Origin of the sequence: Rhodococcus sp. 14C212, from assembly GCF_011058195.1 — a bacterium.
Lineage (GTDB): Bacteria > Actinomycetota > Actinomycetes > Mycobacteriales > Mycobacteriaceae > Rhodococcus > Rhodococcus aetherivorans.
Window position 1 is genome coordinate 1 of sequence record NZ_JAALEH010000005.1, and the last position, 12742, is coordinate 12742.

Annotated in this window: 14 protein-coding genes; 3 read left to right on the top strand and 11 right to left on the bottom strand. The window is 71.0% G+C overall.

Translation table 11 applies throughout. The features are described from left to right. On the bottom strand, window positions 1–531 hold a 531-nt coding region (locus G6038_RS03825), incomplete at its 3' end, for a sugar phosphate nucleotidyltransferase (RefSeq protein ID WP_165036004.1). An 87-nt stretch (window positions 532–618) separates the two neighbouring features. Between G6038_RS03825 and glgA the strand changes: the two genes are divergently transcribed. Continuing rightward, window positions 619–1794, top strand: coding sequence for a glycogen synthase (glgA, locus tag G6038_RS03830; RefSeq protein WP_165036005.1), 1176 nt, complete (start codon window positions 619–621; stop codon window positions 1792–1794). A gap of 10 nt (window positions 1795–1804) precedes the next feature. Here the strand turns inward: glgA and G6038_RS03835 are convergent, their stop codons facing one another. The 10 genes from G6038_RS03835 to dapE form a co-directional block, all read right to left on the bottom strand. Next, the gene (locus tag G6038_RS03835; protein ID WP_165036006.1) at window positions 1805–2656 is read right to left on the bottom strand and encodes a putative RNA methyltransferase; all 852 of its coding nucleotides are present in this window, start codon (window positions 2654–2656) and stop codon (window positions 1805–1807) included. Between the two features lie 112 nt (window positions 2657–2768). Further along, a complete protein-coding gene (locus tag G6038_RS03840) occupies window positions 2769–2936 on the bottom strand; it encodes a DUF3117 domain-containing protein (protein WP_003936084.1) in 168 nt (55 codons plus the stop codon). A gap of 96 nt (window positions 2937–3032) precedes the next feature. Then, window positions 3033–3656, bottom strand: a complete 624-nt coding sequence (locus G6038_RS03845; RefSeq protein WP_165036007.1) for a DNA-3-methyladenine glycosylase I — start codon at window positions 3654–3656, stop codon at window positions 3033–3035. A 2-nt stretch (window positions 3657–3658) separates the two neighbouring features. After that, window positions 3659–4048 (bottom strand): DivIVA domain-containing protein, encoded by a 390-nt coding sequence (locus G6038_RS03850; RefSeq protein ID WP_165036008.1) that lies wholly within the window; start codon window positions 4046–4048, stop codon window positions 3659–3661. 38 nt (window positions 4049–4086) lie between these two features. Beyond that, window positions 4087–5004, bottom strand: a complete 918-nt coding sequence (locus G6038_RS03855; protein WP_165036009.1) for a glucosyl-3-phosphoglycerate synthase — start codon at window positions 5002–5004, stop codon at window positions 4087–4089. Then, entirely contained in the window at window positions 5001–5882 is an 882-nt protein-coding gene (folP, locus tag G6038_RS03860; RefSeq protein ID WP_165036010.1) for a dihydropteroate synthase, read from the bottom strand. The genes G6038_RS03855 and folP overlap by 4 nt, the downstream gene beginning before the upstream one ends. Before the next feature lie 59 nt (window positions 5883–5941). Further along, complete coding sequence (locus G6038_RS03865; RefSeq protein ID WP_165036011.1) at window positions 5942–7714, bottom strand: long-chain-acyl-CoA synthetase; 1773 nt, start codon at window positions 7712–7714, stop codon at window positions 5942–5944. A 69-nt stretch (window positions 7715–7783) separates the two neighbouring features. Then, the gene (locus G6038_RS03870) at window positions 7784–8371 is read right to left on the bottom strand and encodes a TIGR00730 family Rossman fold protein (RefSeq protein WP_165036012.1); all 588 of its coding nucleotides are present in this window, start codon (window positions 8369–8371) and stop codon (window positions 7784–7786) included. Further along, window positions 8365–9171 (bottom strand): TIGR00730 family Rossman fold protein, encoded by an 807-nt coding sequence (locus G6038_RS03875; RefSeq protein WP_165036013.1) that lies wholly within the window; start codon window positions 9169–9171, stop codon window positions 8365–8367. The genes G6038_RS03870 and G6038_RS03875 overlap by 7 nt, the downstream gene beginning before the upstream one ends. Before the next feature lie 56 nt (window positions 9172–9227). Continuing rightward, window positions 9228–10304: a succinyl-diaminopimelate desuccinylase gene (gene dapE / locus G6038_RS03880; RefSeq protein ID WP_165036014.1), complete on the bottom strand. Its 1077-nt coding sequence runs from the start codon at window positions 10302–10304 to the stop codon at window positions 9228–9230. 73 nt (window positions 10305–10377) lie between these two features. Here dapE and dapD point away from each other — a divergent pair, with 73 nt between their 5' ends. Both dapD and G6038_RS03890 read left to right on the top strand, forming a co-directional pair. Next, complete coding sequence (dapD, locus tag G6038_RS03885) at window positions 10378–11331, top strand: 2,3,4,5-tetrahydropyridine-2,6-dicarboxylate N-succinyltransferase (RefSeq protein ID WP_165036015.1); 954 nt, start codon at window positions 10378–10380, stop codon at window positions 11329–11331. 16 nt (window positions 11332–11347) lie between these two features. Further along, window positions 11348–12736, top strand: a complete 1389-nt coding sequence (locus tag G6038_RS03890) for an amino acid permease (RefSeq protein ID WP_165036016.1) — start codon at window positions 11348–11350, stop codon at window positions 12734–12736. Window positions 12737–12742: the final 6 nt, after the last annotated feature.

Below are 12742 nucleotides of genomic sequence, written 5' to 3' on the forward strand. Positions count from 1 at the left end.
GAACTGGGTGATGCGGCCGTGCTCGTCGCTGTCGATGCAGCCGAACGCGAACGCCTCGCTGCGGGGCACCCGGATGCCGGCGACGGTCACGCCCGCGCCGGACTCGATGTGCTGGCGCACCATCTGCTCCGGGTCCATCCGGTAGACGTGGTCCGCGCCGAACACCACGATGTACTCCGGATCCTCGTCGTAGACGAGGTTGAGCGACTGGAGGATGGCGTCGGCGCTGCCGGTGTACCAGCGCGGCCCGAGCCGCTGCTGCGCCGGCACCGGGGTGATGTACTCGCCGGTGAAGCCCGACAGGCGCCACGTCTGGGAGATGTGCCGGTCCAGCGAATGGGACTTGTACTGGGTCAGTACGCAGATCCGCAGGAAACCGGCGTTGACCAGGTTGCTCAGTACGAAGTCGATCAGTCGGTAGGCACCGCCGAACGGTACCGCCGGTTTCGCGCGGTCCGCCGTCAGCGGATACAGGCGTTTGCCCTCGCCACCGGCGAGCACGATTCCAAGCACATGGGGCTGGCTCCTCACACAGTCAACCTATCCGTCACCCCCCTCCGCCGCCAGCGAAGAGGCCCATCGGTGGCCGGAACGTCACGCGCCGGATAGTTTGATCCGGTGCGGGTGGCAATGATGACGCGGGAGTACCCGCCGGAGGTCTACGGTGGTGCCGGCGTGCACGTCACCGAACTGGTTGCGCAGTTGCGCCGGCTGTGCGAAGTCGACGTGCACTGCATGGGAGCGCCCCGCGACGGCGCCTTCGTCCACGGCCCGGACCCCGAACTCGCGGGCGCCAACCCGGCGCTGACGACACTGTCCGCCGAGCTGCGGATGGCGCACGCCGCGAGCGGCGCCGACGTCGTCCACTCACATACCTGGTACACCGGCCTCGCGGGCCATCTCGCCGCCGAGCTGTACGACGTGCCGCACGTGCTGACCGCACATTCGCTCGAACCGCGCCGGCCGTGGAAGGCCGAGCAGCTGGGGGGCGGCTACCGCGTCTCCTCGTGGTCCGAACGCAACGCGGTCGAGCACGCCGACGCGGTCGTCGCGGTCAGCGCGGGGATGCGCCTCGACGTGCTGGACGCATATCCGTTCGTCGACCCCGCCCGCGTGCACGTGGTACGCAACGGCATCGACACCGGAGTGTGGCACCCGGGCCCGGCCGGGCCGGGAGAGCCGTCCGCGCTGGAGAGGATCGGGGTGGACTCCGATCGGCCGATCGTCGCGTTCGTCGGGCGCATCACGCGCCAGAAGGGCGTCGGGCACCTCATCGCCGCCGCCCACGACGTGGACCCCGGGATTCAGCTGGTGCTGTGCGCCGGCGCGCCGGACACCCCGGAGATCGCCGCCGAGACCGAGCAGGCGGTGGCCGAACTCGAGCGCCGGCGCGGCAACGTCTTCTGGGTCCGCGAGATGCTCCCCACCGAATCGGTCCGTGAAATCCTCTCCGCGGCATCAGTTTTCGTGTGCCCGTCGGTGTACGAGCCGCTGGGGATCGTGAACCTCGAGGCGATGGCCTGCGAGACCGCCGTCGTCGCATCGGACGTCGGCGGCATCCCCGAGGTCGTCGAGGACGGGGTCACCGGCCGGCTCGTGCACTACAACTCCTACGAGCCGCGGGCGTACGAGCAGGCGCTGGCCGCGGCGATCAACGAGGTCGCCGGCGACGCCGCCCTGGCCGCGGAGATGGGCCGGGCCGGACGGGTGCGGGCCATCGCGGAGTTCTCCTGGGCGCAGATCGCACGGCAGACCCTCGCGGTGTACCAGGAGGTCGCCGCCGCGCGGCACTGAGCGTCCCGGCTCAGTGCGTCTCGCGCCGTTCCCACACGGTGACCGTCACCGAGGCGGTCACCGGGAAAGGCTCCGGCAGCCCCGCGACCAGCTCCGACAGCCGCTCGGCGGTCAGGTGGTGCCCCGAGGGCCCCATGCCGGCCAGCCGTCCGAGTGCGGGGCGGTCGAGCTCCAGGGTGAACTGCACGTCGGCGCGGTCGACCCGCTCGAACGCGCCGGACAGGGCCGCCCCCAGCCGCTCGGTCTTGCGCTCGTCCACCTGCACCATGCCGGGCAGGGCCACCAGTTCGCGCAGGTGCGACGGGGTGGGGGCCGCGACGACGAGCACACCGCCCGGCGCGAGGACCCGGTGCGTCTCGGCGGCGTTGCGCGGCGCGAAGACGGACAGCACGTGGCTGAGGACGCCGCTGCGGATCGGCAACTGCCGCCACACGTCGGCGAGCACGGCCCCGACGCGGGGGTGGCTGCGGGCGATGCGCCGGACCGCGGGCTTGGACACGTCGAGCCCGACGCCGCGGCTGCCCGGCAGCGCGTCGAGCACCGCCGCGAGATACCGCCCGGTGCCGGCGCCCACCTCGAGGACGCGCGCGGTGCCGTCGCCGCAGGGACGTTCGGCACAGGAGCGGGCGACGGCCGCGAGCAGCGGATCGTAGTGTCCCGCATCGAGGAAGTCCGCCCGCGCAGCGATCATCTCCGCGGTGTCGCCGGTGAACCGCGTCGCGGCCCCGGTGAGGAGGCTGACATATCCCTGGCGGGCGACGTCGAAGCTGTGCCCGGCCTCGCACAGCAGCACGCCGTCGTCGAGGTCGAGTCCGCGCTCGCACTGCGGGCAGGCGAGCAGATCGGTCACCGCGTCGAGCACGGGCAGTCCTTCCGAGATACGAAGAGCACCGGAGTACGAACAGCAACGGGCCCCGCGCACCGTGGCGCGCGGGGCCCGGAGAACCCGGCGAATCGTCGCCGGTTGCCGACACCTAGCTGGTGACGCCCTTGAGCTCTTCGCCGAGCGCTGCAGCTTCCTCCGGCGTGAGTTCGACGACCAGACGTCCGCCACCCTCGAGTGGAACCCTCATGACGATTCCTCGTCCCTCTTTGGTTGCTTCGAGGGGACCGTCCCCGGTCCGGGGCTTCATGGCCGCCATCCTCTGCTCCCTCCAAATCTGCGCTCGACTCTTGCGCGCGTGGGTTACCGTGGGGACCTCGCCGGAATTCGACGAGGCTCGCCACATCATTCTTCCCTATCCGGCCGACCGCCGGGTAGCTGACTCTGCCCTAATGTGGCCGGAAGCTGGTCGAACGTCCGTCTCGACCCAGCACCCAGCGAGGTGATCGTCGACCATGCCGGTGGCCTGCATGAGCGCATACGCCGTGGTAGGGCCGACGAACGCGAAGCCGCGCCGCTTCAGTTCGCGGGCCATCGCCGTCGACTCCGGTGTCACCGCCGGCACCTCCGTCACGGAGCGGAAACGCCGGGCGCGCCGCGGCGGTGCGAACGACCAGAGCAGCGCGTCGAGGTCCGTGCCGTCCAGCTCGAGCACCGCCCGGGCGTTGGCGACCACCGCCTCGACCTTGCGCCGGTTCCGGACGATGCCGGCGTCGTCGAGCAGGCGATCGACGTCGTCGCCCGTGTAGCCGGCGACCACCTCGACGTCGAACCCCGCGAACGCCGACCGGAACGCCTCCCGCTTGCGCAGGATCGTCAGCCACGACAGCCCCGACTGGAACGCCTCGAGGGCAAGGCGCTCGAACAGCTCGTCGCGCCCGTGCAGCTCGCGGCCCCACTCCTCGTCGTGGTAGTCCCGGTACAGCGTGGACCCCGGCGGATCCACCGCCCACGGACAGCGCACCCGGTCCTCGTCCATCGCTACTCCCCCCTGTCCGAGCGGTCCCCTGCGGCCTCTGCTGCAACGGATGCGTCGGCCTGCCCCACCGCGGCGTCCCCACCGTCGCCGCCGGGCGTGCCCCGCTGGGCGTCCTCGTACTCGGCGAGCCTGGCCCGCAGGTCGTCGATCTCGTGCGAGAGCCGGTCGAGCGCCCAGTCCACCTCGGCGGTCTTGTAGCCGCGCACCACCTGCTGGAAACGCAGATCCCGGATGTCCGCGCCGGTCACGTCGGTGACCGGCAGGGCCGTTGCGGTGGTATCCGGTGGGATCGGCGCCAGGGTCTCCCCGCGGCCGAACACCGCGCTCGCCACGAGGAACAGCACCGCGCCGACGACCACCATGACGAGCAGGTAGAGCAGAACCGTCAGCATGTACCGATCTTGGCACGGGCCACCGACAGGGCGCCCGGTCAGGCGACGGTGGCGGCCGGGGGCCGGTCCGCGAGGCTGACCTCCGTGGTGACGGGAACGAACGCGTCGCCGTCCACCAGGAACTGGGTCAGGCCCGCTCCCGAGTCGGGGATCCCGCAGCGGGCGAGCATGGTGCCGACGATCTGCCGGCTCATCACCCCCAGCTCCCCGAGCGGCCGGTTCCGGTGCTTGCGCACGCCGAGGTTGACCTGGGCGATCGCGCCGATCCCGAGCCGGTCGTAGGTGTCGAGCAGCAGCCCGATCTCGACGCCGTAGCCGGGCGCGAACGGCACCGCCGACAGTAGTTCCCGGGTGCCGGCGTACTCGCCGCCCAGCGGCTGCAGCACACACGTCAGCTCCGGCCGCAGCGCCGCGAGCAGCGGCCGCGCCACCAGTTCGGTGACCCGCCCCCCGCCGTTGGTCTCCTCGGCGCCACTGACCCGGAGCGGGCGGCGGTAATAGCCCTTGACCAGGTGGATTCCCTCGCCGGTGAGCAGCGGTCCGAGCAGCTTGGGGACGAACGCCGGATCGGGGTCGAGCAGGTCCGAATCCACGAACGCGATGAGATCACCCGTGGTGGCCGCGACGGAGCGCCACAGCACCTCCCCCTTGCCGGGCACCGGGGCGAGGCCCGGCACCGCCTCCTCCCGGGACAGCACGCGGGCTCCGGCGCTGCGGGCCCGCTCCGCCGTGCGGTCGGTGGACCCGGAGTCCAGCACGATCAGCTCGTCGACCAGCCCGCCCAGCAGCGGATGGATGGTGTCCACCACCCCCGCGACGGTCGTCTCCTCGTTGAGCGCGGGCAGCACCACCGACACGGTCCGGCCCCGTTTCGCGCGTTCGAGTTCGGCGATGCTCCATCCGGGCTCGTCCCAGCTGTTCGCCTCGGCCCACGGCCGGGTCATCGCGGTGCTCATGCCAGCCCCCTCACGGTGCGCGCCGGGGGCCGCGTGCCGGCGACGGCCGCCACCATGTCGACCACGCGACGGGTCGCCGCCACCTCGTGCACCCGAAACATCCGCGCGCCTGCCGCGGCCGCAAGTGCTGTCGCTGCCAATGTGCCCTCCAACCGGTCGGCGAGTTCCACTCCCAGAGTCTCCCCGATGAAGTCCTTGTTGCTCAGCGCCATGAGCACGGGCCACCCGGTATTTACGAGAACGTCCACGCGCCGCAACAACTCGAGGCCGTGGAAGGTGTTCTTGCCGAAATCGTGGGTCGGATCGATGAGGATGGAGTCGCCGGGCACCCCGGCCTTTGCGGCCCGCTCGGCCGCGGCGACGATCTCTCGTGTCACCTCGGCGACGACGTCGGTGTAGCGCACGCGGTGCGGCCGGGTGCGTGGTACCGCGCCCCCGGTGTGCGAGCAGACGATGCCCGCGCCGAGTTCGGCAGCGACGCTCACCAGCTCCGGATCGGCACCCGCCCACGTGTCGTTGATCAGATCCGCCCCCTCCGCCACCGCGCGCCGCGCGACGTCGCTGCGCCAGGTGTCGACGCTGACGAGCAGCCCGGGGTGGCGGGCCCGGATCGCCGCGACGAACGGCACCACCCGCCGGGTCTCCTCCGCCGCGTCGACCACCTCGCCGGGGCCGGCCTTCACGCCGCCGATGTCGACGAGGTCCGCGCCCTCGGCCACGGCCCGGTCCACGGCCGCCATCGCAGCGTCGTCGGTGAAGGTCGCGCCCCGGTCGTAGAACGAGTCCGGGGTGCGATTGACGATCGCCATCACCAGGGCCCGGTCGGTGGCGACCGGGCGGCCGCAGAGGGTCGGCGAGACGGTGACGGAGGCGGTCATGATTTCCATCCTGGCACGCACCCGCGGGCGGCCCCGGGCAGGAACCGGCCCGGCGGTAGTCAGCCCGCCGGCAGCTCGCCCCCGGCGACGGCCTCGACGTAGCCGTCGTACGCGGGCCGGTAGCCCTCCCCCGGCCCGGTGAGCACGTACACCGCGTCGTCGCCGGTGTCGGCGTAGCCCTGCTTGCGCAGGTCCACCTTGCGGCTCTTGAACGTCGAGGTGTGCTCGAGTTCGTCGACGACACGGACGAACAGCGGCACCGCGTACGACGGCAACGCCCGGTACAGCTGCGCCGCGAGCGCGGGGCCGTCGAACTCGGCACCGTCGTGGAGCGTGATCGCCGCCATGCCGGCCCGGCCGTCGGTGCCGGGGATCTCGACCCCGTAGACCACCGCCTGCGAGATCGACTCGTTCGCCGACACGGCCGCCTCGACCTCGGTGGTGGCGACGTTCTCGCCCTTCCACCGGAAGGTGTCGCCGAGGCGGTCGACGAACGCGACGTGCATGAAGCCCTGGCTGCGGACGAGGTCGCCGGTGTCGAACCAGGTGTCGCCGTCCTCGAAGCCGTCGCGCACGAGTTTGGACTCGCTCGCCTCGGGGTCGGTGTAGCCGTCGAACGGGGCGCGGTCGGTGACCTTCGCCAGCAGCAGGCCCACCTCGCCGCGGCCGACGCGGCGCAGCCGGCCGTCCGGTCCGCGGAGCGCCTTGCCGGTCTCGTGGTCGTAGTCGACCACTGCGTACGGCAGCGGGCAGACACCCGCGGTGCGGGGCTGGTTGAGGGCGTTGACGAACGCGATGTTGCACTCGCTGGCGCCGTAGAACTCGGCGACGCGGGCGATGCCGAACCGCTCGGTGAACTCGGTCCAGATCTCGGACCGCAGTCCGTTGCCCACCATCAACCGGATGTTGTGGTCACGGTCGTCCGGCGACGGTGGCTGGTTGAGCAGGTAGCGGCAGATCTCCCCGATGTAGACGAACGCCGTCGCGCCGTTGCGCTTCGCGTCGGCCCAGAAACCGGTGGCGGAGAACTTGCGGCCGAGCGCGAAGGTGGCGCCGGCGGCGAGCACCGACGACAGCGACACGGTGAGGGCGTTGTTGTGGTACAGCGGCAGGCAGCAGTACAGGGTGTCGTCACGGCGCAGCCGGACACCGAGGCTGCCCAGCCCCGACATGGACTTCAGCCACCGGAAATGGGTCATCCGGCTGGCCTTGGGCATGCCGGTGGTACCCGACGTGAAGATGAAGAAGGCGGTCTCCTTCGCCTGCAGGCGGTCGGTGACGGCGGGGTTCGCGGAGTCGGCGGCGACGGCGAGGTCGTCGAGTTCGCCGACGCGCAGCACCTTTCCGGCCGGCGGCGCCCCGTCGAGGGACTCCAGGGCCTCCTCGCACTCCTCCCCGACCACGAGCACCCGGCTGTCGAGCAGGCCGAGGCTGTGCGCGAGCACCTCGCCGCGCTGATGGTGATTGAGCATGCCGGCCGCGGCACCTAGCTTGACCGTGGCGAGCGCGACGAGCAGCGCCTCCGGGCGGTTCTTCATCAGCACGCCGACGACGTCGCCGGTGCGCACGCCCTGCGCGGTGAGTACGGCGGCGTAGCGGTTGACCTGGGCGTTGGCGTCGCCGTAGCTGAGGGCGTCGCCCTCGAACCGCAGGAACGGCCGGTCCGGGTTCCGCTCCGCGAGGCGCTGGAACACCGACCCGATCGTCTCGCGTGCCTCCGGCCGCCGGGTGAGCCCCAGCGCGCCGCGTAGCAGGCTCGGTGCGTCGGGCAGCATTCGCGGAAGCTGGGTGGCGAGACCCACCAGGGAAATCGTCGAGCCGGACTCGGTCATGGCATCCTCGGTACGGACGGACAGGAACTTACTGCAGAGTAAGCAACCTCGGCGCGAAGTGGAAGCCCCTCACCCGGCGCACCGGTCGAGGGCGTCGTCGATGTCGTCGGTGACCTGCAGGCCGTCGAGCGCGTGACGGTTGACGAAGCCGGTCGGCACCATCGCCTCGAGCCAGTCCAGCAGCCCCCGGTAGTGCCCCACCGGGTCGAGCAGCACCACCGGCTTGGCGTGCATGCCCAGATAGCCGGCCGTCCACGTCTCGAACAATTCCTCGAGGGTGCCGATCCCGCCGGGCAGCGTGACGAACGCGTCGGCACGCTCCTCCATCGCCTGCTTCCGCTGCCGCATCGTGTCCGTGACGATCAGCTCGTCGGCGTCGACGTCGGCGACCTCGCGGTGCACCAGCGCCTTGGGGATCACACCGACGGTGTGCCCGCCGGCGGCACGCACCGCCTGGGCGAGCGCACCCATCATCGACACGTTGCCGCCGCCGGAGACGAGCTGCCAGCCGCGCTGTCCGATGGCGGTCCCCACCGCCGCCGCGAGCTCGAGGTAGGACTCGTCGACCGGCCCGGAGGCGCAGTACACGCACACCGCCCGCGCCTCGACGGTGCGCTGACCGCCGATGCCCTCGAACGGATGGAAACCGCTCACCACGCCCCGCCCCCTCCGTACAGCGCCGACTCGTCCTGCCCGCGATGGGCGTCGACGACGATCTGCACCGCCTCCTCGACACTGTCGGTCAGGTACAGCAGATCGAGGTCGCTCGGCGCGATCCGTCCCTCGCCGACCATCGCGTGCCGGATCCATTCGAGCAGCCCCGCCCAGTAGTGGGTGCCCAGCAGCACGATGGGGAACCGGGTGATCTTGTGGGTCTGGACCAGCGTGAGCGCCTCGAACAGCTCGTCGAGCGTGCCGAAACCGCCGGGCAGGCAGACGAAGGCCTGGGAGTACTTCACGAACATCGTCTTGCGGGCGAAGAAGTAACGGAAGTTCAGTCCGAGGTCGACCCACTCGTTGAGGGACTGCTCGAACGGCAACTCGATCCCCAGTCCGACGGAGAACCCGCCCGACTCGCTCGCGCCCCGGTTGGCCGCCTCCATCGCCCCCGGCCCGCCACCGGTGACAACCGCATAGCCTGCCGCCGCCAACGCGGCCCCGAGGGCACGGCCGGTGACGTACTCGGGGTGGTCGACGGGGGTGCGGGCCGAGCCGAACACCGCCACCGCGCGCGGCACCTCCGCGAGCGCACCGAAACCCTCCACGAATTCGCTCTGGATGCGCAGCACCCGCCACGGATCGGTGTGCACCCAGTCGGAGGGGCCCCGCCGGTCCAGCAGGCGCTGGTCCATCGTCGTGGTCTCGGTCGCCCGGTCCCGGCGCAACTGGACGGGACCGCGGTGCACCACATCGGCACTCGCACGGTCGCGGGATCCGGGGTCGGTGTCGCGCGCCATGCGCTCAGATTAGGGGATGCCGCGGTGCCGCCCCGGCCGATGCCCCCCATCGTGCGTCAGCCGGCCAGGTACCTCCGCAGCGTGCCGGCGACCTCCGTGATCTGCTGCACGGGCACGTGCTCGTCGCGCTTGTGCGCGAGATTCGGATCGCCGGGACCGTAGTTGACCGCCGGGATCCCCAGTGCCGCGAAGCGCGCGACGTCCGTCCACCCGTACTTGGCCCGGAACCGGCCGCCGGCCGCGGCGACGAGATCCGCGGCGGCCGGGTGGGCCAGGCCGGGCAGCGCGCCGGGCGAGCTGTCGGTGAGTTCGAGGGTGACGTCGAGACCGTCGAACACCTCCCGCACGTGCGTGAGAGCCTGCTCGACGGTGCGGTCGGGCGCGAACCGGAAGTTGACGTCGAGGTCCGCGGCGTCGGGCACCACGTTGCCGGCGACGCCGCCGGCGATCCGTACCGCGGACAGACCCTCGCGGTAGACGCAGCCGTCGATGTCCACCGATCGCGGTTCGTAGGCCGCGAGCCGCTCCAGCACCGGGGCCAGCCGGTGGATCGCGTTGTCCCCCAGCCAGGACCGCGCCGAATGCGCCCGCACCCCGGTCGTCGCGATCCGCACCCGAAGGGTGCCCTGGCAGCCCGCCTCGATCTGCCCCGCCGTCGGCTCGCCGAGGATCGCCACGTCCGCGTCCAGCCAGTCCCGCAGGTCCCGCTCGATGCGGCCGAGACCGTTGTGGGCCGCGGCGATCTCCTCGCAGTCGTAGAAGACCAGTGTCAGATCGTGCGCCGGGTCCTCGATGGTGGCGGCCAGGTGCAGGAACACCGCGTCGCCCGACTTCATGTCGGCCGTGCCGCAGCCGTACAGCAGTTCCCCGTCGCGCCGCGACGGCACGTTGTCCGCGATGGGCACGGTGTCGAGGTGCCCGGCCAGCAGCACCCGGCTCGGCCGGCCGAGCCGGGTCCGCGCGAGGACCGCGTTGCCGCTGCGGACGATCTCGAAGCCGGTGGTCTGCTCGCGCAGCGCCTGTTCGACGGAGTCGGCGATCACCGTCTCGTCCTGCGAGACACTGGGGATGTCGACCAGCGCGGCGGTCAGCTCGATCGGATCGGCGTGCAGGTCCAGGCGCGGTGCAGGCATGCAAGAACAATACGTGGGGCGATTTCCCAGGCCGTCCGCGAGAACGACGACGCCTCGCGTACGCTTCACGACCGTGAGTGCACAGGGAGCATCAGCAGTAGGCATCGCCAACATCGCGGCGGACGGCACCGTTCTCGACACCTGGTACCCGGCCCCCACGCTGGGCGAATACAGCGAGACGGGCACGTCCCGGCTCGAGGGCACGGACATCCCGTCGGACTTCGCGCTGCTGGTCGGCGCCGACGAGGCGCGCGAGGTCAACCAGGTCGCGGTCCGCACGACGATCGCCGACCTGTCGCAGCCCCCGGCCGACGCGCACGACGCCTACCTGCGGCTGCACCTGCTGTCGCACCGCCTCGTCCGGCCGCACGGTGCCAACCTCGACGGCGTGTTCGGCCTGCTCGCCAACGTCGTGTGGACCAATTACGGCCCGTGCGCCGTCGACAACTTCGAACTGGTGCGCTCGCGCCTGCGCATCCGTGGCCCCGTGACCGTGTACGGCGTCGACAAGTTCCCCCGCATGGTCGACTACGTCGTGCCGTCCGGGGTGCGCATCGCCGATGCCGACCGTGTCCGCCTCGGCGCGCACCTGGCCGCCGGCACCACCGTGATGCACGAGGGCTTCGTGAACTTCAACGCGGGCACGCTCGGCAACTCGATGGTCGAGGGGCGCATCTCCGCCGGCGTCGTCGTCGACGACGGCTCCGACATCGGTGGTGGCGCGTCGATCATGGGCACCCTGTCCGGCGGCGGCAAGGAGGTCATCGCCATCGGCAAGCGCTGCCTGCTCGGAGCCAATGCCGGTGTCGGCATTTCCCTCGGCGACGACTGCATCGTCGAGGCCGGCCTGTACGTCACCGCCGGCACCAAGGTCAGCGGCCCCGACGGCACCGTCGTCAAGGCCAAGGACCTCAACGGCCGTTCCAACCTGATGCTGCGCCGCAACTCGGTCAGCGGCGCCGTCGAGGTGGTTCCCACCAAGGGCACCGGCGTCGAACTGAATGCGGCGCTGCACGCCAACGACTGACCCAGAGAAACCGATCGTGTCGAAAACCGAGCACACCCTCACCGAAGCCGACCACCTCGAGCACGGGCTCAAGGTCCGGCACCTGACGATGATGGGGCTCGGTTCCGCGATCGGCGCAGGCCTCTTCCTCGGGTCCGGCGTCGGCATCGCCGCCGCCGGGCCCGCGGTGATCGTCTCCTACGTCCTGGCCGGCATCATGATCGTCTTCGTGATGCGCATGCTCGGCGAGATGGGAGCGGCCCTCCCGGCCAGCGGATCCTTCTCCCACTACGCCCGCATCGGCATCGGTGAATGGGCCGGCTTCACGATGGGCTGGCTCTACTGGTTCATGCTCATCATGGTGCTGGGCGTGGAGATCACCGGCGCCTCGGCGATCGTGAGCAGCTGGCTGCCGGGCGTGCCGCAATGGGTGGTGGCCCTGGTGTTCGTCACGTTCTTCGCGGTGGTGAACCTCGCGAAGGTCGCCAACTTCGGCGAGTTCGAGTTCTGGTTCGCGGCGCTGAAGGTCGCGGTCATCATCGCGTTCCTCGTCATCGGTGTGCTGCTGGTGTTCGGTCTGCTGCCGGACACCGAGCCGGTGGGACTGACACACCTGCTCGGCGACGGCGACGGATTCGCCCCCAACGGGCTCGCCGGTATCGCCGCCGGCCTGCTGGCCGTCGCCTTCGCCTTCGGCGGCATCGAGATCGTCACCATCGCCGCGGCCGAGTCGCGCGACCCCGAGCGGTCCATCGCGACCGCGGTACGCACCGTCGTGTGGCGCATCAGCCTGTTCTACCTCGGCTCGATCTCGATCATGGTGCTGGTGCTGCCGTGGACGTCGGCGAGCGGGGAGACCTCGCCGTTCGTGAGCGTCCTCGACATCGCCGGCCTCCCGTACGTGTCGGGCTTCATGGAACTCGTCGTGGTGATCGCCCTGCTGTCGGCGTTCAACGCCAACGTCTACGGCACCTCACGCATGGCGTATTCCCTCGGCCGGGGCGGCGACGGCCCGACCGTGCTCGCGAAGCTCTCCCGCACGGGTGTTCCCCGCAACGCCGTGCTGCTGTCCGTGTTCTTCGGGTTCGTCTCGGTCCTGCTGAACTGGTGGCTGCCGGAGGACATCCTCGGCATCCTGCTCAACGCGGTCGGCTCCGCCCTGCTGGCGATCTGGATCTTCATCGTCGTCTCGCACCTGCGGCTGCGGCCCACGCTCGAACAGGAGGGCCGCCTCACCGTCCGGATGTGGGCGTTCCCCTACCTGAGCTGGCTGACCCTGGCCATGCTCGGAGCGTTCATCGTGCTCATGCTGTTCGACTCCGCCGCGCGGATACAGCTGGCCTCGACGGCGGTGCTGTTCCTGTTCATCGCCGCGATGTCCCGGCTGTGGCAGCGCCGGAGCCGGTCCCGCACCGCGGCGCGGTAGTTCCGG

Excerpts from the sequence above, each read along its gene's own strand:
- G6038_RS03840 (WP_003936084.1), bottom strand. The coding sequence starts at position 2,936 with ATGGCGGCCATGAAGCCCCGGACCGGGGACGGTCCCCTCGAAGCAACC.
- G6038_RS03845 (WP_165036007.1), bottom strand. The coding sequence starts at position 3,656 with ATGGACGAGGACCGGGTGCGCTGTCCGTGGGCGGTGGATCCGCCGGGG.
- G6038_RS03850 (WP_165036008.1), bottom strand. The coding sequence starts at position 4,048 with ATGCTGACGGTTCTGCTCTACCTGCTCGTCATGGTGGTCGTCGGCGCG.
- G6038_RS03855 (WP_165036009.1), bottom strand. The coding sequence starts at position 5,004 with ATGAGCACCGCGATGACCCGGCCGTGGGCCGAGGCGAACAGCTGGGAC.
- folP (WP_165036010.1), bottom strand. The coding sequence starts at position 5,882 with ATGACCGCCTCCGTCACCGTCTCGCCGACCCTCTGCGGCCGCCCGGTC.
- G6038_RS03865 (WP_165036011.1), bottom strand. The coding sequence starts at position 7,714 with ATGACCGAGTCCGGCTCGACGATTTCCCTGGTGGGTCTCGCCACCCAG.
- G6038_RS03875 (WP_165036013.1), bottom strand. The coding sequence starts at position 9,171 with ATGGCGCGCGACACCGACCCCGGATCCCGCGACCGTGCGAGTGCCGAT.
- dapE (WP_165036014.1), bottom strand. The coding sequence starts at position 10,304 with ATGCCTGCACCGCGCCTGGACCTGCACGCCGATCCGATCGAGCTGACC.